General features: G+C 73.7%; 14 protein-coding genes. 5 read left to right on the top strand and 9 right to left on the bottom strand.

What is annotated here, in order from left to right; genetic code table 11:
* Positions 1 to 411 precede the first annotated feature (411 nt).
* Genes K7I03_RS20410 through K7I03_RS20400 form a run of 3 tightly spaced genes read left to right on the top strand, consistent with a single transcriptional unit; the run spans position 412 to position 4,089 of the window.
* Positions 412 to 1,809, top strand: coding sequence for an ABC transporter substrate-binding protein (locus K7I03_RS20410; protein ID WP_185944172.1), 1,398 nt, complete (start codon positions 412 to 414; stop codon positions 1,807 to 1,809).
* A gap of 13 nt (positions 1,810 to 1,822) precedes the next feature.
* Positions 1,823 to 3,181, top strand: a complete 1,359-nt coding sequence (locus K7I03_RS20405) for a carbohydrate ABC transporter permease (RefSeq protein WP_185944171.1) — start codon at positions 1,823 to 1,825, stop codon at positions 3,179 to 3,181.
* Positions 3,178 to 4,089 (top strand): carbohydrate ABC transporter permease, encoded by a 912-nt coding sequence (locus tag K7I03_RS20400; RefSeq protein ID WP_185944170.1) that lies wholly within the window; start codon positions 3,178 to 3,180, stop codon positions 4,087 to 4,089. Before K7I03_RS20405 ends, K7I03_RS20400 begins: the two co-directional genes overlap by 4 nt.
* Before the next feature lie 56 nt (positions 4,090 to 4,145).
* On the opposite strand, the gene K7I03_RS20395 is transcribed toward K7I03_RS20400, so the two are convergent.
* Positions 4,146 to 5,888 carry a glycosyltransferase family 39 protein gene (locus K7I03_RS20395; RefSeq protein ID WP_185944169.1) on the bottom strand — a complete coding sequence of 581 codons (1,743 nt, stop codon included), beginning with the start codon at positions 5,886 to 5,888 and terminating at the stop codon, positions 4,146 to 4,148.
* A 122-nt stretch (positions 5,889 to 6,010) separates the two neighbouring features.
* Here K7I03_RS20395 and K7I03_RS20390 point away from each other — a divergent pair, with 122 nt between their 5' ends.
* Positions 6,011 to 7,669 (top strand): glycosyltransferase family 2 protein, encoded by a 1,659-nt coding sequence (locus K7I03_RS20390; RefSeq protein WP_185944215.1) that lies wholly within the window; start codon positions 6,011 to 6,013, stop codon positions 7,667 to 7,669.
* A gap of 212 nt (positions 7,670 to 7,881) precedes the next feature.
* On the opposite strand, the gene K7I03_RS20385 is transcribed toward K7I03_RS20390, so the two are convergent.
* The 6 genes from K7I03_RS20385 to K7I03_RS20360 are packed head-to-tail and all read right to left on the bottom strand — an operon-like array spanning position 7,882 to position 16,557.
* Complete coding sequence (locus K7I03_RS20385; RefSeq protein ID WP_185944168.1) at positions 7,882 to 9,057, bottom strand: glycosyltransferase; 1,176 nt, start codon at positions 9,055 to 9,057, stop codon at positions 7,882 to 7,884.
* The gene (locus K7I03_RS20380) at positions 9,054 to 11,846 is read right to left on the bottom strand and encodes a bifunctional glycosyltransferase/CDP-glycerol:glycerophosphate glycerophosphotransferase (protein ID WP_185944167.1); all 2,793 of its coding nucleotides are present in this window, start codon (positions 11,844 to 11,846) and stop codon (positions 9,054 to 9,056) included. Before K7I03_RS20380 ends, K7I03_RS20385 begins: the two co-directional genes overlap by 4 nt.
* Before the next feature lie 3 nt (positions 11,847 to 11,849).
* Complete coding sequence (locus K7I03_RS20375) at positions 11,850 to 13,085, bottom strand: glycosyltransferase 87 family protein (RefSeq protein WP_185944166.1); 1,236 nt, start codon at positions 13,083 to 13,085, stop codon at positions 11,850 to 11,852.
* A complete protein-coding gene (locus K7I03_RS20370) occupies positions 13,082 to 14,599 on the bottom strand; it encodes a hypothetical protein (RefSeq protein WP_224347129.1) in 1,518 nt (505 codons plus the stop codon). Before K7I03_RS20370 ends, K7I03_RS20375 begins: the two co-directional genes overlap by 4 nt.
* Before the next feature lie 10 nt (positions 14,600 to 14,609).
* A complete protein-coding gene (locus K7I03_RS20365; protein WP_185944164.1) occupies positions 14,610 to 15,419 on the bottom strand; it encodes a polyprenol monophosphomannose synthase in 810 nt (269 codons plus the stop codon).
* Between the two features lie 58 nt (positions 15,420 to 15,477).
* Positions 15,478 to 16,557 (bottom strand): mannose-1-phosphate guanylyltransferase, encoded by a 1,080-nt coding sequence (locus tag K7I03_RS20360; RefSeq protein ID WP_185944163.1) that lies wholly within the window; start codon positions 16,555 to 16,557, stop codon positions 15,478 to 15,480.
* Positions 16,558 to 16,675: 118 nt separating this feature from the next.
* Here K7I03_RS20360 and K7I03_RS20355 point away from each other — a divergent pair, with 118 nt between their 5' ends.
* Positions 16,676 to 17,278 carry a GtrA family protein gene (locus K7I03_RS20355; protein ID WP_398857590.1) on the top strand — a complete coding sequence of 201 codons (603 nt, stop codon included), beginning with the start codon at positions 16,676 to 16,678 and terminating at the stop codon, positions 17,276 to 17,278.
* A gap of 160 nt (positions 17,279 to 17,438) precedes the next feature.
* Here K7I03_RS20355 and K7I03_RS20350 read toward each other — a convergent pair whose 3' ends face one another.
* Together K7I03_RS20350 and K7I03_RS20345 are read right to left on the bottom strand one after the other, a co-directional pair.
* Positions 17,439 to 22,424: an NAD-glutamate dehydrogenase gene (locus K7I03_RS20350; RefSeq protein WP_185944161.1), complete on the bottom strand. Its 4,986-nt coding sequence runs from the start codon at positions 22,422 to 22,424 to the stop codon at positions 17,439 to 17,441.
* Positions 22,425 to 22,876: 452 nt separating this feature from the next.
* Positions 22,877 to 23,539 (bottom strand): HAD family hydrolase, encoded by a 663-nt coding sequence (locus tag K7I03_RS20345; protein ID WP_185944160.1) that lies wholly within the window; start codon positions 23,537 to 23,539, stop codon positions 22,877 to 22,879.
* Positions 23,540 to 23,544 lie beyond the last annotated feature (5 nt).

Raw genomic sequence — 23,544 nt, 5'->3', positions numbered from 1 at the left:
GCCGCGCCGAGACCGGCCGCGCGCCGCCGTCGATGCCGGTGCCGGTGGTGGGCCGGGCCGGGCCACCGCGATCACCGGCGCGCGGCCCGGCGGACGCCCACCACCACCCCGTACCCCGTCCCTGGCCCCGGCACCGGCCCCAGCCGTGGAAGCCCCCGCCGACACCCCGGGCGGAACCGGCGCCAACGGCACCTTCCGGACCCTTCCACCCCACCGTTCCCACTCCTCCCCGGCCGTTTCCGACCGTCGCCCACGCGACATCACATCCCGGTCACGATCGGCTAGTTGACACCGGAGCCGCTATTGCGGGCACCTCCGGTGCGGCGTAGGACTGTCGCACGGGAGTGCGGTCGTACGGGGGACGACGTACGGGGCGGCCGTCCGCTGCGACCGGGCACGGAAGGGACGGCAATGCGTACAACGCTGTGGAGGAACCGCGTGGCGCGCGGCGCGCTGGCGGTACTGGCCTCGGGCGCCCTGGCCCTGTCGGCGGCGGCCTGCGGCGGTGACGGTGACAGCGACGGGGAGAAGGACGAGGGGAAGCCGAACGCCACCGCGTCCGGCTCCTCGGACGTCATACCGAACACCGTCCGGCTCCCCAAGCTGAACGGGCAGAAGATCAAGGTGACCGCCGTCTGGACCGGCGCCGAGCAGGCCAACTTCACCAAGGTCCTCGACGAGTTCGCCAAGCGCACCGGCGCCTCGGTGTCGTACGTCCCCAGCGGTGACGACATGTCGGCGTTCATCGGTTCGAAGGTCGCGGGCGGCGACCCGCCGGACGTCGCACTCCTGCAACAGCCGGGCGCCCTGCGCGAGTTCGCGGAGAAGGGCTGGCTGAAACCGCTCTCCACCGAGGCCACGGCGGAGCTGCGGAAGAACTTCGCCAAGGGCTGGGTGGACCTCGGCTCCCACCAGGGCAAGCCGTACGGGGTCTACTTCAAGGCCAGCAACAAGTCGCTGGTCTGGTACAACACCAAGATCTTCGACGCCGCGGGCGTCAAGGAGCCGGCGACCTGGCCGGAGCTGTTGAAGACGGCCCAGGCGATCGCCGACTACGGCGTCTCCCCGGTCTCCGTCGGCGGCGCGGACGGCTGGACGCTCACCGACTGGTTCGAGAACATCTACCTCTCCCAGGCCGGTCCCGAGAAGTACGACCAGCTGGCCGCCCACAAGATCAAGTGGACGGATCCGTCCGTCAAGGACGCCCTCACCACGCTGGGGCAGCTGCTCGGCAAGAAGGAGCTGCTGGCGGGCGGCAACAGCGGGGCGCTCCAGACACAGTTCCCCACCTCCGTCACCCAGACGTTCAGCGGCGGCGAGAAGGCGAAGGCCGCCATGGTCTACGAGGGGGACTTCGCCGCCGCGAACATCACCGCGGCCAAGGCGAAGATCGGCACGGACGCCAAGGTCTTCCCGTTCCCGAAGGTCGGCGACCGGGCCCCGGTGGTCACCGGCGGCGACGTGGGCGTGGCGCTCAAGGACGGGCAGGCCGCGCAGGCGCTGCTGACGTTCCTGGCCTCGCCGGACGCGGCACAGGTCTGGGCCCACCGGGGCGGTTTCATCTCGGGCAACAAGAACCTGGACCTCGCCGCCTATCCGGACGACACCCAGCGGACCATCGCCAAGGCGCTGGTCCGGTCCGGCGACGCGTTCCGGTTCGACATGTCGGACCAGGCGCCGGCGGCCTTCGGCGGCAAGCCGGGCCAGGGCGAGTGGAAGGCCCTCCAGGACTTCCTGCGGAACCCGGCGGACGTGGCGGGCATCCAGCAGCGGCTGGAGGCCGACGCGGCCAAGGCGTTCAAGAACTGACGGGCCCGGTCCCATGAGCTCCGTCACGACGGGGGTCCCACCGGGCCCCGGCACCGTGCCGCCGGCGCGCAAACAGCGGGGACGGCGGACCGTCCTGGGCACCCGCCCCTGGGTGGCCGCCGTGTTCCTGCTGCCCGCGCTGGCCCTGCTGGGCGCGCTGGTCGTCTATCCGATCGGCTGGTCCGTCCACCGCAGCCTCTTCGACGCCTCGGGCGACGGCTTCGTGGGGCTGGACAACTACCACGAGGTCTTCTCCGACGACCGGATCCGCACCGCCCTGAAGAACAACGTCATCTGGGTCGTCGTCGCCCCCAGCATCGCCACCGTCCTCGGCCTGATCTTCGCCGTGCTGACCGAACGGGTGCGCTGGGGAACGGCGTTCAAGATGATCGTCTTCATGCCGATGGCGATCTCCATGCTCGCCGCGGGCATCATCTTCCGCCTGGTGTACGAGCAGGACCCGGACCGCGGCGTCGCCAACGCCGTCTGGGTCGGCATCCACGACACCTTCTCCGACCCCGCGCCCTACCCGGGCGCCCGGCCCCGGCCCAACGGCGACCTGGCCGCCGCCTCCGACGGCTCGTTCACCTCCAAGGCGGTACTGAAACAGGGCAGTCCGGCGGCGGTGCCGCTGGTGGCGGTGAAGCCGGAGGACGCCAAGGGGGCGCGCGACGCCGTGGCCGCCCGGCCCGAGCCCGGGAAGGTGACGGGCACCGTCTGGCTGGACTTCGTCCGGGGCGGCGGCGGCACGCCGGGCCGGATCGACCAGGGCGAGAAGGCCCTGTCGGGCATCACCGTGCAGGCCGTGCGGGACGGCCGGACGGTGGCCTCCGCCACCACCGCGGACGACGGGACGTTCACGCTCCCGGCGAAGGCCGACGGCGCCCGGCTGCGGCTCCCGGCGGGCAACTTCGCCGAGCGCTACGGCGGCGCCGAATGGCTCGGCCCGACGCTGGTCACCCCCTCGATCATCGGCGCGTACATCTGGATGTGGGCCGGCTTCGCGATGGTGCTCATCGCGGCGGGCCTGGCGGGCGTGCCCCGCGAACTCCTGGAGGCCGCCCGGGTGGACGGCGCCAACGAGTGGCAGGTCTTCCGCCGGGTCACGGTGCCGCTGCTGGCGCCCGTGCTCGGGGTCGTCGTCATCACGCTGGTGATCAACGTCCTGAAGATCTTCGACCTCGTGTACATCATCGCCCCCGGCTCCAGCCTGCCGGACGCCAACGTGCTGGCGCTCCAGCTCTACCAGTCGTCCTTCGGCACGGCCGTCAACCAGGGGCTGGGCAGCGCCATCGCCGTGCTTCTGCTGTTGCTGGTGCTGCCGGTGGTGATCGTGAACATCCGGCGCATGCGTAAGGAGCGGCGGCGATGACCACTGCGGACCCCCTCACCGGCGCACCCGCGCCCTCCGTCGGTTCCGTGCGGCGCCGGCGGTCCCTGCCCGCCCGGCTGGCCTCCCGCCTCGGCGGCGGCGTCACCCGGTTCTTCCTCGTCGCCGTCGGGCTGTTCTGGCTGATGCCGACGGTCGGACTGCTCCTCTCCTCGCTCCGGGACCGGTCGGACATCGCGGCCTCCGGGTGGTGGAAGGTCTTCAGCCACCCCGGGCAGCTGACGACGTCGAGCTACGACACTCTGTTCCACAACGACAAGGTGATGCACTCGCTGCTCACCACCACCTTCATCACCGTGCCGGCGACGGTCCTGGTGATCCTCGTCGGCGCGTTCGCGGGCTACGCCTTCGCCTGGCTCGACTTCCCGGGCCGGGACTGGTGGTTCATGGCCGTCGTCGCCCTCCTCGTGGTGCCCGTCCAGGTCGCCCTCATCCCGGTCGCGAAGCTCTTCAACACGCTCGGCATCTTCGAGACGACCGTGGGCGTGGTGCTCTTCCACACGGCGTTCGGGCTGCCGTTCGCCATCTTCCTGCTGCGCAACTTCTTCGCCGAGATCCCCCGCGAACTCCTGGAGGCGGCCCGGCTGGACGGCGCGGGCGAGTTCCGGCTGTTCTTCCGGGTGGTGCTGCCGCTGGGCGGCCCGGCCATCGCCTCCCTGGGGATCTTCCAGTTCCTCTGGGTGTGGAACGACATGCTGGTCGGGCTGATCTTCGCGGACAGCGCCAACCCCCCGATCACCGTGGCGCTCCAGCAGCAGGTCCGGCAGTTCGGCGACAACGTGGACATCCTCGCCTCGGGTGCCTTCCTCTCCATGATCGTGCCGCTGGCGGTGTTCTTCGCCTTCCAACGGCAGTTCGTCAGCGGTGTGATGGCGGGCGCGGTGAAGTAGCGCGACACCCGCCGGGAGCGGCGGCCGGACGAGCGCCGGCCGCCCCTCCCCGCCGGTCACGGCCCCCGCCCCCGCCGCGGGCCGCAGCGGTACTCCGAGACCGAGCCCCCGCGCACGTACACCGTCGACTCCGGCCGCTCGCGGCACAGTTGCGCCAGCACCCGGGTCTTGGCGGTCTCCGCGCGCTGGGCGCGGAACCAGCGGCCGCCGACGGTGGTCGTGTCCGACACCACCCACACCGGCCGGTCCGCCGGCAGCGCGGCCAGCCGCCCGCGCAGCTCCGCCGCGCCGGTCTCCTCCCCGTAGAGCGTGCCGGAGGCGGCGGCCGAGCGCCCGAGGGTGAGGTCTCGCAGGCCGGTGAACTCCTCCGGGTAGAACAGGGCTATCCGCCGTTCGTGGTGCGGCAGGAACAGCACCGCGTCCCCCGGCCGCGCCAGCCGCCCGAGCGCCCGGGCCACCCCCGCCGGTTCGTCCCCGCGGCTGCCCGGCAGCCGTTCGCGCTGCTGCTGGGGCAGCTGCCACAGGAACCCGGTCGCCACCAGCACCGCCCCGGCCGCCGCCACCGCCCGCCGCCCGGGCAGCGCCCCCAGCACCCGCTCCAGCCCCGCGGCGGCCAGCAGCGGGACACCCGCCAGGCTGAACAGCAGGTACCGGTCCAGGAACAGGGGCGTGCGCTGCGACGCGGCGTAGAGGAGGACGGGCGGTACGGCCGCGAGCGGCAGGGCCACCGCGTTCAGCGGGAGCCGCCGCGCCCCGGGCGGGCCGGTCCGCGGCAGCGGCGCCACCAGGGCGAGCACGGCCAGCGCCAGTGTCACGCCGGCGACGAGGCCGGTGGGGCCCGTGAAGGCGAGCACGAGCCCCTTCGCCTCCGCGTATCCGGGCGTCCGGATCCAGGAGACCTGCGCGCTCTGCCGCCGGGACAGCACCGCCAACGGAGCCGCCGCCGCGCACGCGGCGAGAGCCGCGCACAGCCACCCGCGCCAGGTCCGCCACGGCACCCGGGAGGCGAGGAGGGTCAGCCCGTGCGCCGCGAGCAGCAGGATCGCCAACTCGTGCAGCAGGGAGGTGACGGCGACGGCGGCCCCGTAGCCGGCCCAGCGGAGCCCGGTCCCCTGTTCCGCGGCCCGCACCAGCAGCCAGGTGGCCCCCGCGGCGCCCGCCGCGACCAGCGCGTAGGAGCGCCCCTCCTGGGCGTAGTGCCCGACGAACGGGGTGACCGCGTACGCCAGCCCGGCCCACAGCCCCACCCGGGGCCGCGCGAGCCGGCACCCGATCGCGGCGACGAGCGCCGCCGTCCCGGCCGCCGCGACGACGGAGGGCAGCCGCAGCGTCACCTCGTCGTCGTGCACGGCCACGACGGCGTGCATCAGCAGGTAGTACATGCCGTGGACGAGGTCGATGTCGCGGAGCAGCCTGAAGAGCTCCGGCAGCGACCGGCGGGCGACCTGAAGGGTGGCCCCCTCGTCGCGCCACACGGTCCCGCGATCCAGCCCCCACAGACCGAGGACGACCATCACCCCGGCCGGCAGCAGGACGGCCGCCATCGCCGCACGCGAGCGGCCCGCGCGGCCCGCGCCGCCGGCGCCGGCCGTCCCGTCCGGCCGCCCCCGCGCCCGCCCGGGCGGCGTATCGCGCCCGCCGTCCCGCGCCCCGGGCACCGGCCCGGCCGCCGCTCCCGCGCCGCCCCCCTTCCCGACGACGCCCTCTCCGGCACCGTCTCCGACGTCCGCGCGGTCCCCGGCCGCGGCCCCGGAACCGCCCCGCCCGGTCAGCACCGCGCGCAATGGCCCCCGCACCATCGCCTCCCCCTTCCGTCCACGATCAACGACCCCGTCCGTGATCAGCGACCCGCGCCCGGCACACCCGGACCCAGAATCACCCGATTCATCCCTCTTGACCGATAAAAATGTCTTTCGTGACAGTGAACGAGAGCGGAACCCCTGCCCTGCCATACGCTCCCGGCACCCTGCCCACCGGCCTCGTCACCGTGATCGTCATCGGCTACGACGACGCCTCCCACATCGCCACCGCCGTGCGGTCGGCCCTCGCGCAAGGTCCCGCCGTCGCCGAGGTCATCGCCGTCGACGACGCCTCCACGGACGGCACCGGCGCCGTCCTCGACCGGCTGGCCGCCCGCGACCCCCGGCTCCGGGTCGTCCACCGCGCCGTCAACAGCGGCGGCTGCGGCACCCCGCGCAACGACGGCGTCCGGGCCGCGGGGACGCCCTATGTGATGTTCCTCGACAGCGACGACGTCCTCCCCGAAGGCGCCGCGGAGACGCTCCTGGCCGCCGCCCTCCGCCATGACGCGCCCGTCGCCGCCGGCCTGTGCGTACGCCGGGAACTCCCCCAGCGCCTCGACACCCGCTGGCAGCCCGGCCTCTACCGCGCCGCCGCCCTGCACCGCTCCCCCGAGCACCACCCCGCGCTCCTCCACGACACCCTCTGCGTCAACAAGCTCTACGACCGCCGCTTCCTCACCGAGCACGGCGTCACCTTCCCCGAAGGGGCCTATCCCTACGAGGACTTCGTGTTCAGCGCCCGCCTCCTCGCCGCCGCCCCCCGCATCGCGACCGTCCCCGACACCGTCTACGTCTGGCACGTGCGGCGCGGCGCCCGCCGGCCGTCGATCTCCCTGGACCGGGACCGGATCGGCAACTGGCACGCCCGGCTGCGCGCCCACCGGCGCGGGGTGGAGATCTACCGTGCGGCCGGCCGGGACCCGCTCGCGCACGCCGCCCGGGTGAAGTTCCTCGACCACGACCTGCGCATGTACGTCCGGGAGCTGCCCGCCCGCGGCGACGGCTACCGGCACGCCTGGTGGCGCGCCACCCGCGAGTGCCTGACCGGCTATGCCGAGGCGGAACTGGCCGCGGCCCGGGCCCCCGCCCGCTGGATCGCCCGGGTCGTCCTGGCCGCCGCGGACCCGCGTGACCTGGACCGCCTCGCCCAGCTCGCCGCCCGCCCGGCCCGGCTGCTGCCGCCCTACGCCCGGGCCGGCGACCGTCCCGTCTGGGCGGACGACCTGCCCGCGGTCACCCTGGACGGCCTCGTCGGCCCCGGCGCCGCGCCCGCCCGCCGGCTGCCGGTAACCGTCGACGCCACGCTCCGCCTGCTGACCGGCCCGCCCCGGGCCGAACTCCGGCTGCGCGTCCACGAACTCTACGGACGGCTCGCCACGGCCCGCCCGCACACCGTGGACCTCGAACTCCGGCCGCGCGGCGGCGGCACGACGCTCGAAGTCAGCGCCTCCCTCTCGCCCGACGGCCCCGACTGGACCGCCCGGCTGTGGGTCGGCCTGGCCCCGCTGGCCGCGCCGGGGCACGGCGGGCGGCCGCGCACCTGGGACCTGCGGGTCCGGCTGCACTGCGCGCACGGCGGCGTCATCCGCACCACCGTCCGGGCGGCCGGCGGCACCCTGGGCCGCCGCGCCCTGCCGAGCGCCCGCCACGGGCTGCTGCTGGTGCGCCCGTACGCGGCGGCGAACGGCTCGCTCTCCCTGCGGGTCGCCGCCGGACTGCGGTGCGCGCTGCTCCTGGCCGCAAGTCGGCTCCGCCGCCGCCGACCCCCCCGTCCGTAACCCCGGGAACGACCGGAACGGACCCGCCGCACCCCACCCGGACCAGACCCCCGCCACCCGCTCCCACCGACGCCGCGAGGAACCGCCCCGGCACCAACGAGACCGGACACCGCACCCCGCACCCGCCTTCCGGCGCCACCGCAGGCCGCGCCCGTCCCCCACCTTCCGAACCATGCGAAGACACCACCGAAGACCACTCCCATGCCCCGCCCTCACCGGTCCACCTCCTCGAACAGCTCCTCCCACCGGTCCAGCACCCTCGGCAGCGCCAGCGGCGCCACGTGCTCCCGCGCGGCCCGCCCGTACCGCTCCCGCAGCCCCGCGTCCCGCACCAGCTCCCCCAGCGCCGCGGCCAGAGCGTCCCCGTCCCCCGGCGGCACCAGCACCCCGGTCCGCCCGTGGTCCACCAACTCCCGCACACCGCCCGACAGATCGAAGCTCACGCACGGCACCCCGCAGGCGGACGCCTCCGTCAGCGCCATGGGCCGGCCCTCGCACTCGCTGGTGAGCGCCACCACGGACAGCTCCCGGTAGGCGGCGGCCATGTCGCGGACGGTGCCCCGGAAGCGGACCCGTTCCGCGATCCCGTGCCGTACGGCGCGTTCCCGCAGGGCCGCCTCCTCCGGGCCGTCCCCGAAGAAGTGCAGCTCCCAGTCCGGCCGCCCCGCGCAGGCCGCGGCGAACGCGTCGACGAGGCGGTCGAGCCGTTTGACCGGATCGAGCCGGCCGACCGCGCCGACGCACCGGGTGTCCAGCGGCGCCGGCGGACCGGGGGCGAAGGGGAGCGGATTGGGCACCACCGCCGCGTTGGGCAGACGCCGGCGGCGGAACTCCTCGGCGTCCGGCTCGCTGAGGAACACCGCCTTCTCCAGGGCCGGGTAGTGCCGCAGGATCAGCCGGAGGTTGGCGGACGCCGCGGCCTGCGCGAAGGACTCGTGGTACTGGCCGACGGCTTTCAGGTGCCGGTGGTCCACCGTCCGCAGCCAGTCCGCCGCCCACGGCGACCCGATGACGACGTAGCCGTGCGGCACGGCCGCGAACCGCCGGGCGAGCCGCTCCCGGGCCCGCTCCCCGTCCCGCCGCGCGGCGCGCAGGGCCCGCAGCCGGGACGGCCGCAGCCGCTCGGCCGGGGTGACGGCGTCCCGGGCGGGCGCCGCCGGCATGCGGTGCAGCGTGGCCCGGCGGTACGCGGGGCGCGCGTGGTAGGTGTGCGGCTCGGGGCTGGGCCGGATGCCGATCAGCTCCACCTGGTGCCCGCGCTCCGCGAAGCCCTGGGCGAGGGTGTGCAGGACCCGCTGGGAGCCGCCCATCGAGTCCACGTCGATGCCGACCAGGAACAGGTTGCGGCGGGAGGCGGCGGAACCCCGGCTCCCCGGCGGCCGGTTCATCGTGCGCCCCCGGTGAAGAAGAGGTCGACCACGGCCTTGGCGGCCCGCCCGGTCTCGTACGGGTTGAACCGCGCCCGGAACCGCTCGTACGCCCCCGCCCACTCCTCCCGCACGGCGCCCAGGTCCCGTAGCGCCGCGGCGAGGTCGCCGGTCCCGGTGAGCAGCGGCCCCGGCGCGATGTCCGTCAGCTCGTAGTAGGTGCCGCGCAGGGTGGACCGGTAGGCCGGGTAGTCGTCGGCGTAGAGCAGCACCGGCCGGCCCAGGTTGACGTAGTCGAACATCACGGACGAGTAGTCGGTGAGGAGTGCGTCCGAGGCCAGCAGCAGGTCGTTCAGGTCGGCGAACTCCCGCCCGTCGCGCACCGCGTGCCCCACCTCCCGGGCGACCGTGAACCGCTCGTAGTAGTGCGGCCGGACCACCACCGTCCATTCGTCTCCCACCCGGCGCACCAGCTCCTCCAGGTCCACCCGGATCGACTCGCCGCTGGCCCGCGCGCCGTCGCGGAACGTCGGCGCGTAGAGCAGCACCTTCTTCCCGTCGGGGATTTCGAGCCGCTCGCGGGCGGCGGCGGCGCGCTCGCGCTGGGCGGGCTCGTTCCACCGGACGAGGACGTCGTTGCGCGGGAGGCCGGTGCGCAGCAGCTCGCCGCCGTAGGCGTTGCCGCGCACAAAGGTGCGTTCGAACTCCTCGCTGGGGGCGATGAGGGCGTCCCAGCGGTCGACCATGGCCCGGTGCCGTGCCCGCCGGGCGGGCCCGGCGAGCCGCAGCTCGGGGGCGTCGTAGCCCATGTGCTTGAGCGCCTGGCCGTGCCAGGTCTGGAGGTAGCGGGTGCCGGGGTGCTTGGGGATGTGGGCGGGGAAGCCGTGCGAGTCGATCCAGTAGCGGGCGCGGGCGACCGTCCGGACGTACTCCCAGCTGCCGCGCCGGACCAGCGGTACGCCCTTCGGGTAGCCGGCCCGGCTGCCGGTGTACGACCAGACGGCGTACAGCGGGAGGTCGCGGCGGAGCAGCTCCTCGTGGATGTAGCGGGGGCTGTCGGCGTAACCGCGGCCTTCCAGGGCCTCGAAGACGACGAGCTGTTCGTCGACGGGGAGCCGGTGGAGCTCGTGGGAGACGAGCGCCTTGGCGCCGGGCCCGGTGGCGCGGCGGGCCAGCCGCGCGCAGCGGGCGCGGACGGGTTCCAGGTGCGGGGCCAGGGCTTCGGCGCGGGCCCGCGGGCCGGTCCGCTCCCACCGGATCTCCAGCCGTCCCGGGCCCCCGTCCTCGCAGCCGACGCGGACGTCGTGCCCGCCGACACGGGTCCGCAGCGCGGGCCGGCCGGTGGGGGCGAGGACGGGATCGGTGCGGCGCAGCCCCAGTCGGCCGAGGGTCACCACCGGATGGCGCCGGCCGGTGAAGCCCTTGGGGCCGAGCGGCACCCGGGCCAGGTCGAGGACGAGCTCCGCGCTGCGGACACCGGCGTCGTCGGGCGCCGGGGCGTAGCCGAAGGGGATGACGAGGGGGGCGGCCCGGGCGGCGACGCGGAGTTCGGCCGTGACGTCGGCGGGCCCGGCGAGCAGGCCGCCCGGGTCGTAGGTGCGCAGGGTGATCCGCAGCCGGGTGCCGTGCGGTTCGACGAGCGTCACCTCGTGGCGCAGCGGGCCGGTGGTGAAGGGCTGGGCGTCCAGGTGCCAGTCGGTGACGTCGAGCGCGGCGGCCTCCCGCGCGTCCGCGGGCGCGGTGCCGCCCCAGTAGGTGCGCCCCTGGTGCCGGACGACGTGGCGCGGGGCGATCCGCGGCCGGTCGAGGGTGCGCGCGCACTCGGCGGCCTCGGCGAGGCGCCCGGCGCTCAGCAGGTACTGGCAGATCCGCTGCTCCCGGGGGAGGGCCTCGACCGCCCTCGGGTCGATGTCGGCCAGGAAGGGGGTGACGACCTCCGCGAACCGCTCGGTCCACCGCCGGTCCCGGAACGGCAGGTCGCCGAGGTGGAGCCGCAGGGCGTGGCGGAGGAACGCCTCGTCCTTGGCCGGTCTGAGCGCCGTGCGGCCCACCTCCTCCAGGAAGGCGTCGGTCAGCCGGGAGGCGGTGATGCGGTCCTCGACGTTGCGGATGCGGTGCCGGCTGGAGGAGATGGAGAGGGTGGCCGGGTCGGCGGCCAGCCGCCAGGTGTAGACGGACCAGGGGACGACGGCGAAGCGTTCGGCGAGCGTGTAGGCGCGGGCGCTGAAGTACAGGTCCTCGTAGTGGATGTCCTCGGGGAAGCGCAGCCGGTGACGTGCGAGGAAGCCGGCGCGGTAGAGCTTGTTGGTGGAGAGGTGGTCGAGGAAGTACTCGGGGGCCGACTCGATGCCCTCCACGACGCGGGGTTCGCAGAACAGGCGGGGGTACCAGAGGCCGGTGGTGCCGGTGGCCTCGTAGAACCGGGTGACCTCGCCGGTCACCAGGTCGGCGCCGGTCCGTTCGGCAGTGAGCAGCAGCGATTTGCAGGCGTGGTACGGCAGTTCGTCGTCGCTGTCGAGGAACATCAGGTACGGCGCGCGGGCGGCGTCGATGCCCGCGTTGCGCGGCGCCCCGCAGCCGCCGCTGTTGACGGGCAGCCGGAGGCCGCTCACCCGCGGGTCGGCGGCGGCCAGCCGACGCACCTGCTCGGGGGTGCCGTCGGTGGAGCAGTCATCCACGACGATCACTTCGAGGTTGCGCAGCGACTGGCCGAGGACGGACCGCACGGCGCGCGGCAGCCGGTCCTCGTCGTTGTGGACGATGACGACGACGCTGACGTCGGGGACGGGACGCGGGGGCGCGGCGGGCACAAGTCACCTCATCTCGGAAGGATCCCGGGGACCCGGATCACTACTCAGAGAGTAGACGGCACCACTGACAGTCACCGTCCGGGCGGTCCGCGGACGGCTCCGCCAGGCGCTGACCGCGAGCACCGCCGCCATCCCGGTGAACATCACGATGTCCTTGAAGGCGTGCCGCCGCGCGCTCCCCAGCTCGGGCCAGGACACCCCGGCGAGCTGCGGCAGCAGGGCCATCCAGAACCACACCGAGCGCGCGGCGGCACCCCGCACCACCACCGACGCGACCAGCGCCGGCACGATCACCAGGGCGTAGTGCAGGAAGGACGGCCGGGACACCAGGAACGCGGCGAGCATCAGCAGCGCCCCGCACTCGACGAGCCGCAGCGCCTCGTCGCCGCCGCGCCGCCAGCGCAGCCGGGCGACCGCGAGCACCGCCGCGGCGGCGCAGGCGGCGAGGACGAACGCCAGGTGGTGGGGGACGCCGAGGCGGGGCAGGACGGCGGTCCACGAGGCGTCGAAGGGCGCGGCGTAGTCGTCCTGGCCGTGCAGCAGGAACGGCAGCGTCTTGGTGAGGAACAGCCCCGGCCGGGGCATGGCGAGCGCCGCCGCGAGGGAGATCGCCGCGGGCAGGGCCACCGCCCAGGTCAGCGCCCGCCACCGCCGGGCGAGGACGAAGAGCAGCAGCAGCGGCACGAGCATCGGCTTGAGCGCGACGGCCAGGCCGACGGTGACGCCGGCCGCGGTCCAGCGGCCGCGGAGGGCCAGCAGCAGTGCGGCGGGGAAGGCCACGGCCGAGGCTGCCGTCCAGTTGCCCAGGTGGACGATGCTCTGGAAGGGGAGGAAGAGGCCCAGTCCGGCGGTCAGGGCGGCGGCGAGCCGGCTGTCCGCCCGGACGTCGAAGATCCGCAGGGCGAGCGCGACGCCGGCGAGCACCAGGGCGGCGGTGGCGAACGGCACCGCGCGGGACAGCGTCGCGTTGCCGAACGGCGCCTGCGGCAGCGCCGCGAACACCGCGCCCGGCAGATAGAGGAACCGTTTGTCCGCATACGGCGAGGCGCCCTCCAGCAGGGCACGGGCGGCCCGGACGACGACTGCGTTGTCCATGCCCGCCCGGCGGACGCCCAGCATCCGCCCGGCGCTCAGCACATAGACCAGCAGGGCCGCCGCCAGGACGGGCCAGGAGGCCCGGCCGGTGATCCAGCGCGCGAAGCCGTCCCGGGACGGAGGCCCGTCGTCCGGCGCACTCATCGTTGTACCTCCAGCAACATCAGTCCTCCGGGGCCCCGGGCGGCACACCGCAGGGCCGGGTCGTCGGGCGGCAGGCCGGGCCCGCCGTCCTTCTGCAGCACCCAGCGCGCCCCGTACTCCCGGAGGGCGCCCAGCCGTTGCGCGCGCGTGGCGGACGGCGCGTAATAGCGGCGTGTCACCGCCCTGCGCTCCCGTTCGTCGGTGAGGAACACGTCCGGGTAGGCGGGGGCGACGGTGTACGGCCCGTAGGCGGGCAGCATCCGCAGCGCGTGGTAGTCGTCGGTCATGACCGTCTCCCCGGCCGGCACCCGCGCGGCCGCCCAGGTGAACGACGGCCACGGGGCGATGGACGGGACGTGTGCCCGGACGATCCGGGCGGCGCGGGCCGGCAGGGCGTAGGCCACGGCTCCGGCCTGGACGTACGCCCCGGCCAGGAGGGCGACGGCGGTCGCCCCGGCGAGCAGCGGCCCCGCCCGGCGGCCGGTCCGTCCGGCCGCCTCCACCGCGAGGGCCAGTTGGGCGGGGAGCAGCACGGCGGGCAGGATCCGCCCCCACGACCAGTGGCCCGTCAGCCCGCCCGCCGCGAAGACCGCCGCGCCCAGGGCGAACAGGAGGACCAGCGGATCGCGCCGGTCCCGCCACCATCGCGCACAGAGCGCCACCAGCCCCAGGGCCACCAGGCAGAACTTGGACACCAGATGCTGGTAGAGCGGCCGGTGGATCGCCTCCAGGCCGTCGGCCCCGGACAGCGCGGTGAACGGGTAGTACGGCCACGCCGCGAGCACCGCGCCGGCGAGCAGCGCGCCGGCGCCCACCCGGAGCCAGACAGCGCGCGCAGGGAAAGGCCGCGCCCCGAGAAGCACCGACACCACCCCCAACACCGCGACGGCCCCCGTGAATTGGTGCACCAGCAGCACCAGAGCGAGCAGCAGCCCCAGCCCCAGAAATCGGACCGTCCCCCACCGCTCTCCCACAGCCCGGCGCAGCAGGGCCCACAGATGCAGCGCCAGCCCCAGCGCCAGCGTGCTCGGATAGGCGACGGTCAGCGCCAGCGAGGTCAGGCCGGGCACCCCGCTCCAGGCGAACAGCCGGGTGCCGTACAGGAAGAGGACGCACAGCAGCGCCAGCGGCACCGCCGCGCGCCGGCCGGTCAGCGTCCGGACGAACGCCCGCACCCCGGTGCCCAGCACGACGAGCCCGGCGAGCGCGGAGAGGTGCAGCACGGCGAGCGCGCTCGCCCGGGTCGCCGCCGCGAGCAGCGCCAGCAGCACCATCCAGGGCGAGTAGTAGGGGCTGGGCACGTCCGCATCCACCAGCGGATGCCCCGGGTGCAGCGGGTCCGCGCGCAGCCGTTCCACCACGGCCGCGTGCATCCCCAGGTCGCCGGCCCACGGCAGCCGCACCACGGCGGCCAGCAGCAGCACGGCCGGGACCAGGGTGACCAGCAGCAGGGCGCGGTACGGCAGGTCCGTCGCGGCGCCGGCGGCCGACGGGGCCTCCGTCCGGGTGGTCACGGCGCGCGGCTCAGCGGGCCCGCCCACCGCTCGAACGCATCTCCTTGGCCCGCAGTCGCCAGGGCATCGCGACCGATTCGAGCTGCACGGCCAGGCTCATCTTGGACTCCCCCGCCGTCCGGTCCTCGAAGTGGATCGGCACCTCCACCACCGTGAACCCGGCCCGCAGCGCGCGGTACTTGGCCTCGACCTGGAAGCTGTAGCCCGCGCTGTCGATGGTGTCGAGGTCGAGGGAGCGCAGCGCCGCCGCGCTCCACAGGTTGAAGCCGCCGGTGATGTCGCGCAGCCGGGTGCCGAGGATGGTGCCGGCGTAGGCGTTGGCCCAGCGCGAGAGAAGTCTGCGGTGGGCCCCCCAGGCGGCGGACAGCGTGCCGCCGGGCACGTACCGGCTGCCGACGACGACGTCCGCCCCGGTGGACAGGGCGACGCCCAGCATCTCGGCGACCTTGCCGACCGGGTGGCTGCCGTCGGCGTCCATCTGCAGGACGTACGCGGCACCGTCCTCGACGGCCCGCGCCATGCCCGCCGCGTACGCCCGTCCGAGGCCCTCCTTGGTGGTGCGGTGCAGCACGGAGACGCGGGGACGGCCGGGCTCGTGGTACTTCTCGGCCAGCTGGTCGGCGACCTTTCCGGTGCCGTCCGGGCTGTCGTCGTCCACGACCAGCAGCCGCAGCCCCTCCAGCGGCAGCGCCATCAGCGCCTCCGTCATCATCGGGAGGTTCTCCGCCTCGTTGTAGGTGGGCATCACCACGGTGGTCACCGTGCGGGCCCACTCGGCGGGCAGCGGGGTCAGGACGGCGGGGGTGTGCGGAACGCTCATGGGCTGTCCTCTTCGGTAGGGGGCGGTGGCGGGGCGTACGGAACGACGGGTCCCCCGGTCAGGCGGCGCCGAAGCGGATGGCGGCGTCGGGAATGGCGGTGCCGCACCAGACCCGGGCCCCTTCACGGAGCTCGTTGTCCGCGCCGATTTCAGCGTGATCGCCGATGACGGCACCGTCCAGGACGGTGCGCGGCCCCACCCGCGCGGCGGTGCCGATCATGGACGCCCGGATCCGCGCCCCCGCCTCGATCCGGGCCCCGTCCAGCACCACGGACCCGGTGATCTCGGCACCGGCCCCGACCCGCGCCCCCGCGCCGACGACCGTCCCGCCGGCCAGCCGGGCCCCGGGCTCGACGTGGGCGCCGGGCAGCACCAGGTGCTCGCCCGGTTCGCCCGGCACCGCCGGGGACCGGACGATGCCGCGCACCAGGTCGGCGCTGGCCTGGATGAACGAGGCGGGCCGGCCCAGGTCCAGCCAGTACGACGCGTCGACGACGCCGTGCAGCAGCGCGCCGCCGTCCAGCAGCCCGGGGAAGGTCTCCCGCTCGACGGAGACCGGGCGGCCGGCGGGGATGGCGTCGATGACCTCACGCCGGAAGACGTAGCAGCCGGCGTTGATCTGGTCGGTGATGATCTCGTCGGGATGCCGGGGCTTCTCGGTGAAGGCGAGCACCCGGCCGTCGGGACCGGTGGGGACCAGGCCGTACGCCCGGGGGTCGGCGACCCGGGTGAGGTGCAGGGTGACGTCGGCCTGGGCCCGCTCGTGACGTCTGAGCAGGGCGGGGATGTCGAGGCCGGTGAGGATGTCGCCGTTGAAGACGAGCACGGGTTCGCCCGGCCGAGTGGTGAGCGCGTCGGCGGCGCCCCGGATCGCCCCGCCCGTGCCGAGCGGCTGGTCCTCGGTGACGTAGGTGAGCCGCAGGCCGTAGGCGGAGCCGTCGCCGAAGTACGGCTCGAAGACCTCGGCGAGGTACGAGGTGGCCAGCACGACGTGGTCGACGCCGGCCGCCCGCGCCCGGGCGAGCTGGTGGGCGAGGAACGGCACCCCGGCGGCGGGGACCATGGGCTTGGGTGTGTTCAGCGTGAGCGGCTGGAGCCGAGTGCCCTTGCCGCCGACAAGCAGTACCGCCTCTGTCATGCCACTGTCCTCGCGCATCGTCGTCGCATCGTCGCACTGCGTTAGTTTTCGCGGGAAATTACACTACAATCGGCTGTCTGCGTGCAATGTCCGCTATGCGTGGCGACCGTTTCGGGAGATGCCCTTGCGACAGACGACGGCAAGAGGGAGACGCCTGCCCGGTGCGGCGAGGCTGTTGGCGCTCGGACACGAGTTCGCGAAATTCGGCACCGTCGGGGTGCTGGGGATCTTCGTCAACTTCGGCGTCTTCAACCTGTGCCGGGGCATCACCCGGCTCCCCGTCGTGCGGTGCAGCGTGGTCGCCACCGTCGTCGCCATCGCCTTCAACTACCTGGGCCTGCGGTACTTCACCTACCGCGACCGCGACAAGAGCCACCGCAGCAGGGAGGTGCTGCTCTTCGCGGTCTTCAGTGCCCTCGGCCTGGTCATCGAGAACGGCGTCCTCTACATCGCCACCTACGGCTTCGGCTGGGGCTCGCCGTTCCAGAGCAACCTCTTCAAGTTCCTCGGCATCGGCACCGCCACCCTGTTCCGCTTCTGGGCGTACCGGGCCTGGGTCTTCCGGGCCATGCCCCGCCACGGACCGCGGCACGGCCGCCCACATGCCGCGCCCACTCACGCCGCGCCCGGTCACGACGTGCCCGATCACGACGTGCCCGCAGGACCCGCCGGGCCCGACCCGGCCGCGTACCGCCCCGAGACCACCGCACCTCCACCGTAGGAACCACCGGCCCCCAGGACAGCAGGGCCGGGCGGCCGGGCCGCCAACGCCGGCGGAACCGGCAGGAACGCGGGGATGAAGAAGGACGAAAAGGGGCGGCCCCGGGGTTCTGGAACCCCGGGGCCGCCCCTCGACGGCGACCGGTCGACCGGTCAGCCGGTCAGCTGTGCGTCCGCAGCAGGGTGCGCATCGTCCGCATGGCCACCGACAGGTTGGCCAGGTCGAACGAGTCTGAGCCGCGGATCTCGTCCAGCGTGGTCCGCGCACGGGACAGGATCGGCGCGTTCTTCTCCTCCCACGCCGTGAAGCGCTGCTCCGGCGTGGAGGAGCCGTTGCCCACCGAGAGGATGTCGGCGGTGAGCGCGGCGTGGCACGCGTACAGGTCCTCGCGGATGGAGGCGCGGGCCATGGACTGCCAGCGGTCGGAGCGCGGCAGCTCGATGATCTTGTCCATGAGCTGGGTGATGTGCAGCCGGTCGCCGAGGTCGTAGTAGACCTCCGCCACGAACAGCGGCTCCTTGCCGGTGCGCTCCGCGATGGCGACGATGTCCAGCGCCGGGAAGACGGACGAGAAGCCCGCGACCCGGACGGCCAGCTCGCCGGGGATCCCGGCCTCCGTCAGTTCGTCGTGGATGGACTGCCACCAGTCGAGGTCCGCGCCGCGCAGCAGCTTGGGCAGCTCGCCCCAGACCGTCGCCACGCCGTCGCGGAAGTACTCGATCGTCTCGGCCAGCTGGAGCGGCTGCGGGCGGTTGTTGAGCAGCCAGCGGGTGCCGCGCTCGACCAGCCGCCGCGAGTGCAGCCGCACCCGGGTCTGCACGTCCGCCGCGACCTTGTTGTCCAGCGCCTCGACGGCGTCCCACACCGCGCCCAGGCCGAAGATCTCGCGGGCCGCGGCCTGCGCCCGGACGATCTCCTCCAGCGAGGCCCCGGTCTCCTCCCGCAGCCGGTGCAGGAAGGTCGAACCGCCGGTGTTGACCGTGTCGTTGACGAGGACGGTCGTCACGATCTCGCGGCGCAGGGCGTGGTGGTCGATCTGCTCGCCGAACGACTGCCGCAGGGCACCCGGGAAGTAGGCGTAGAGCAGGCGCTGGAGGTACGGGTCGTCCGGCAGGCCGGTGGCCAGCAGCTCCTCGGCGGTCGTGATCTTGATGTAGGCGAGCAGGACCGCCAGCTCCGGCTGCGTCAGGCCGCGCCCGGCGGAGAGCCGCTCGCGGATCTGCCGGTCGGTGGGCAGGAACTCCAGCGCGCGGTCCAGGTGGCCGTCCCGGCTGAGGCGGCGCATGATCCGCTGGTGGGCGTGGAGCAGGCTGGGGGCCTGGGCCACCGCGTTGGCCAGCGCGACGTTCTGCGCGTAGTTGTTGCGCAGGACAAGCTCGCCGACCTCGTCGGTCATCTCCGCCAGCAGCTTGTTGCGCTGCTTGACGGTCATGTCGCCGTCGGTGACCAGCGCGTTGAGCAGAATCTTGATGTTCACCTCGTGGTCCGAGGTGTCCACGCCGGCGCTGTTGTCGATGGCGTCGGTGTTGACCCGGCCGCCCGCGAGCGCGAACTCGATCCGGCCGAGCTGGGTCAGGCCCAGGTTGCCGCCCTCGCCGACGACCTTGACCCGCAGGTCGCCGCCGTCGACGCGGATCGCGTCGTTCGCCTTGTCCCCGACGTCCGCGTGGGACTCGGTGGACGCCTTGACGTAGGTGCCGATGCCGCCGTTCCACAGCAGGTCGACCGGGGCCCGCAGGATGGCCTTCATCAGCTCGGCCGGGGTCATCTTGGTGATGCCCGGCTCGATGCCGAGGGCCTCGCGGACGTGCGCGTTGAGCGGGATCGACTTGGCGGTCCGCGGGTGCACGCCGCCGCCCTTGGACAGCAGCGAGGTGTCGTAGTCGGCCCACGAGGAGCGCGGCAGCTCGAAGAGGCGCCGGCGCTCGGCGTACGAGGTGGCGGCGTCCGGGTTCGGGTCCAGGAAGATGTGCCGGTGGTCGAAGGCGGCCACCAGGCGGATGTGCTCCGACAGCAGCATGCCGTTGCCGAACACGTCGCCGGACATGTCGCCGACGCCGACGACTGTGAAGTCCTCGGTCTGGGTGTTGTGCCCCAGCTCCTGGAAGTGGCGCTTCACCGACTCCCACGCACCGCGGGCGGTGATGCCCATGCCCTTGTGGTCGTAACCCGCCGAACCGCCGGAGGCGAAGGCGTCGCCGAGCCAGAAGCCGTACGACTGGGCGACCTCGTTGGCGATGTCGGAGAACGTCGCGGTGCCCTTGTCGGCCGCGACCACCAGGTAGGTGTCGTCCTCGTCGTGCCGCACGACGTCCTTCGGCGGCACGACCTCGCCGCCGACCATGTTGTCGGTGATGTCGAGGAGACCGGAGATGAAGGTCTTGTACGAGGCGATGCCCTCGGCCAGCCACGCATCGCGGTCCACCGACGGGTCCGGCAGCCGCTTGCCGACGAAGCCGCCCTTGGCGCCCACCGGCACGATGACGGTGTTCTTCACCATCTGCGCCTTGACCAGGCCCAGCACCTCGGTACGGAAGTCCTCGCGCCGGTCGGACCAGCGCAGACCACCGCGGGCGACCTTGCCGAAGCGCAGGTGCACACCCTCGACGCGCGGCGAGTACACCCAGATCTCGAAGGCCGGGCGCGGCGCCGGCAGGTCCGGGATGGCCTGCGGGTCCAGCTTGATCGACAGGTAGTCGTGCGGCTTGCCGTCCGCGTCCCGCTGGAAGTGATTGGTCCGCAGCGTCGCCTTGATGACCGTGAGGAACGCCCGCAGGATGCGGTCCTCGTCCAGGCTCGCGACCTGGTCGAGGGCACCGTCCAGCTCCTCCAGCAGCCCGTCGGTCAGCTCCCGGCCCGCCCGCTGGAGCGCCGGGGACATCCGGGCCTCGAACAGGTTGATCAGCAGGCGCGTGGTGTGGACGTTGTTGCTGAGGGTGTCCTCCATGTACGACTGGCTGAACGTCGTACCGGCCTGCCGGAGGTACTTGGCGTAGGCGCGCAGCACCATCGCCTGCCGCCAGTCGAGACCGGCGCGCAGCACGAGCTTGTTGAAGTTGTCGTTCTCCGCCCTGCCGGTCCAGACCGCGGCGAACGCGTCCTGGAAGCGGCCGCGGGCGTCGTCGCCCTCGACGTGCTCGGGCATCCGCAGCCCGAAGTCGTAGATCCACGCGGCCGTGCGGTCCGAGCAGCGCAGCTCGTACGGGCGCTCGTCGACGACCTCGACACCCAGCCGGCTGAGCACAGGCAGCACCGCGGAGAGCGAGACCGGGTCACCGGTGCGGTAGATCTTGAAGCGGCGCTCGCCGGGGGCCGCGCCGACCGGCTCGTAGAGGCTGAACGCGAAGTCGCGGTCGCCCGCGATGACCGTCTCAAGGTGCTGGAGGTCGGCGACGGCGGCCCGCGGGCTGTGGTCGGCCTTGTAGCCCTCGGAGAAGGCGTGGGCGTAGCGGCGCAGCAGTTCGGCGCCGCGCTCCTCGCCGACCTCGGCGGTCAGGGTCTCGGCGAAGCCGTCGGCCCAGGAGCGGGCGGCCTCCACCAGGCGGGCCTCGATGCGCTCCTCGTCGGCGTCGCTCAGCTCCGGCAGCGTGGAGCCGGGCTCGACCCGGACGACGAAGTGCAGCCGGGACAGGACGGACTCGGTGTTCCAGGCCGTGAAGTCGACGCTGGTGCCGTTGAGCTCTTCCTTGAGGATGTCGATCAGGCGCAGCCGGACGCCGGTGGTGTAGCGGTCGCGCGGCAGGTAGACCAGGGCGGAGTAGTAGCGCCCGTACTCGTCGCGGCGCAGGAACAGCCGCAGCCGGCGGCGCTCCTGGAGGTAGAGCACATTGGTGGCGATGGAGCGCAGCTGGTCGGCCGGGGTCTGGAACAGCTCGTCGCGCGGGTAGGTCTCCAGGATCTGGAGCAGGTCGCGACCGTCGTGGCTGTGCGGCGTGAACCCGGCGTCGGACAGCACCTGGGCCACCTTGCGGCGGATGACCGGGACCCGGCGCACCGACTCGGTGTAGGCGGCCGAGGAGAACAGACCCAGGAAGCGGCGCTCGCCGACGACGTTGCCCTCGGCGTCGAACTTCTTGACGCCCACGTAGTCGAGGTACGAGGGGCGGTGCACGGTGGCGCGGCTGTTGGCCTTGGTCAGCACGAGGAGCTTGTGCTCGCGGGCCTTGGCCCGGGCGTCGGCGGGCAGCCGGCTGAACGACGCCGACGCGGGCCGGGACAGCGGCGCGTGCGGGCCGTCGTGGTGCCCGTCGGCCGTGTGCGCGGGGTCGGAGCGGAGGATGCCGAGGCCGGTGCCGGGGACGGCGGTCAGCGCGTCCTCGTCGCCGCCGTCGGCGGGCACCTTGGTCAGCTCGTACTCGCGGTACCCGAGGAAGGTGAAGTGGTCGGCGGAGAGCCAGCGCAGCAGCTCGCGGGCCTCGTCGACCTCGGTGACCGGCAGGTCGGCGGGGGCGGGCTCGTCCTGCAGCCCGTCGGCCAGCCGCAGGGCGGCCTCCCGCATCTTCTCCCAGTCCTCGACGGCCTCCCGGACGTCGGAGAGGACGCGCAGCAGGTCGTTGCCGATCTGCTTGAGGTCGTCGCGGTCGGTCTCGCGGTCGATCTCGACGTGGATCCAGGACTCGACGAGCGCGTCGTGCGGCAGCTCGGCGTCCTTGCCGGTGCCGTGCGCGTCGCAGTTGGAGCCGAGGACCTCCAGCAGCCGGCCGGTCAGATCGCGACGGACGACCATCTGCGGGTGGATGACGACGTGGATGCCGCGGTTCTGCCGGGAGAGCTCGTTGGTGACCGAGTCGACCAGGAACGGCATGTCGTCGGTGACCACCTCGACCACCGAGTGGCTGCACGTCCAGCCGTTCTCCTCGACCGTGGGCGTGTGCACCCGCACGTTCGCGGTGCCCTGCGGCCGGTTCTCGGCGAGCCGGTGGTGCGACAGCGCGGCGCCGAAGACGTCGACGGGGTCGCGGCCCGTCAGGTCCTCCGGCGCCGTGTGCAGGTAGTAGCGCTGGAGGTACGCGGTCAGGGTGTCCTGGTCGAGCCCGCCCTCACCGTTCGGCCCGGTCGGGTGCTGTGCCCCGGCCGGCGTGTTCTCGGCGACGCGGGCCGCCCGCGCGAGCAGCTCGGCCTTGGCTTCGTCCAGCTTGGTCTGCATGTCCTCTGGCTCCTGTCGCGCGCCGTTGCGTGACATAGGTGGTGAAGGCATCACGCCGCGACGCCGGTTCTCCGGTCGACTTCGACGGTATGCCGGGATGAGGGGTGACCGGGCCGTTCTCGGACAACTCTGTCAGAAACGTCAGAAGCGTCGGACGGACCCGGTTCCGGGGACCAGCGGTGGCCCGGGCGCCGTGGCGCTCCGGGCGGCGCACAGGGGCGTCGTCGCCCCCGCGGGATATCGCGCTGATCACCCGGTAAGGCTATCGCTCTTCCGGGGGACCGCGTCATGAGCCGATTGTGTACAAAAGACGGCCCCTGTCTTTGACGGTCTGGACAGCGACCCGTCCCCGGCCGCGGCCCGGCACCCCTTCCCGGCGCTCCCCTCACCGCTTTCCCCCCGTTCACCTCGGCATTCGCCCGACGCCCGCCGCCTGCCGGCAGCCGCCGGCCTCACACCACCAGACGCTCCGCGAGCTCGACCGCCTCCGTCAGGGTGTCGACCACCGGCACCCCGGCGGCGGACAGGCTCGCCCTGCTGTGCGACCCCCCGGTGTACAGCACCGCCTTCGCGCCCACGTGCGCCGCGGCGAGCGCGTCGTCGACCGCGTCCCCGACGACGACCACCCGCTCGGGAACCATGCCCTCCAGGGCCGCCACGTGCCGGGCCATCTGCTCGGCCTTGCCCCGGTCGCTCCGGCCCGTGCGGCCGTCGACGCGCACGAAGTGGTGCTCGATCCCGTACGTCCGCACCAGGGGTATCAGGTCGTCGTGCGACGCCAGCGAACAGAGCGACTGGGTGCGGCCCGCCGCCTGCCGGTCCGCGAGCAGCTGCCGGGCCCCCTCCGCCAGCTCGGCCTCCACGGCGTACTTCGCGTAGTGCCGGTGGAACGCCGCGTCCATCACCTGCCACTCGGCGTCGCTGGGCAGCCGGCCCATGAGCCGCTCGTAGAACCGCGGCACGGGCACGCAGTACAGGTCCCGGTACCGCTCCAGCGTGATCGGGGCCAGCCCCACCTCGGCGAACGAGGCGTTCGTCGCGGCCATCACCGCGTCGACGTCGTGCAGCAGCGTGCCGTTCCAGTCCCAGACGATATGAGCCCCGTGCTGTGTCATGGAAA

It is taken from the genome of Streptomyces mobaraensis (assembly GCF_020099395.1).
In the GTDB taxonomy this organism is placed as follows: domain Bacteria; phylum Actinomycetota; class Actinomycetes; order Streptomycetales; family Streptomycetaceae; genus Streptomyces.
Note: the sequence above shows the minus strand (reverse complement) of the source record. Positions and strands in the feature narration are given on the sequence as shown.

What these genes read in the sequence shown, in the direction of transcription:
- K7I03_RS20410 (WP_185944172.1), top strand. Translation starts at nt 412, where the DNA reads ATGCGTACAACGCTGTGGAGGAACCGCGTGGCGCGCGGCGCGCTGGCG.
- K7I03_RS20405 (WP_185944171.1), top strand. Translation starts at nt 1,823, where the DNA reads ATGAGCTCCGTCACGACGGGGGTCCCACCGGGCCCCGGCACCGTGCCG.
- K7I03_RS20400 (WP_185944170.1), top strand. Translation starts at nt 3,178, where the DNA reads ATGACCACTGCGGACCCCCTCACCGGCGCACCCGCGCCCTCCGTCGGT.
- K7I03_RS20395 (WP_185944169.1), bottom strand. Translation starts at nt 5,888, where the DNA reads ATGGTGCGGGGGCCATTGCGCGCGGTGCTGACCGGGCGGGGCGGTTCC.
- K7I03_RS20385 (WP_185944168.1), bottom strand. Translation starts at nt 9,057, where the DNA reads ATGAACCGGCCGCCGGGGAGCCGGGGTTCCGCCGCCTCCCGCCGCAAC.
- K7I03_RS20375 (WP_185944166.1), bottom strand. Translation starts at nt 13,085, where the DNA reads ATGAGTGCGCCGGACGACGGGCCTCCGTCCCGGGACGGCTTCGCGCGC.
- K7I03_RS20365 (WP_185944164.1), bottom strand. Translation starts at nt 15,419, where the DNA reads ATGAGCGTTCCGCACACCCCCGCCGTCCTGACCCCGCTGCCCGCCGAG.
- K7I03_RS20360 (WP_185944163.1), bottom strand. Translation starts at nt 16,557, where the DNA reads ATGACAGAGGCGGTACTGCTTGTCGGCGGCAAGGGCACTCGGCTCCAG.
- K7I03_RS20355 (WP_398857590.1), top strand. Translation starts at nt 16,676, where the DNA reads ATGCCCTTGCGACAGACGACGGCAAGAGGGAGACGCCTGCCCGGTGCG.
- K7I03_RS20350 (WP_185944161.1), bottom strand. Translation starts at nt 22,424, where the DNA reads ATGCAGACCAAGCTGGACGAAGCCAAGGCCGAGCTGCTCGCGCGGGCG.
- K7I03_RS20345 (WP_185944160.1), bottom strand. Translation starts at nt 23,539, where the DNA reads ATGACACAGCACGGGGCTCATATCGTCTGGGACTGGAACGGCACGCTG.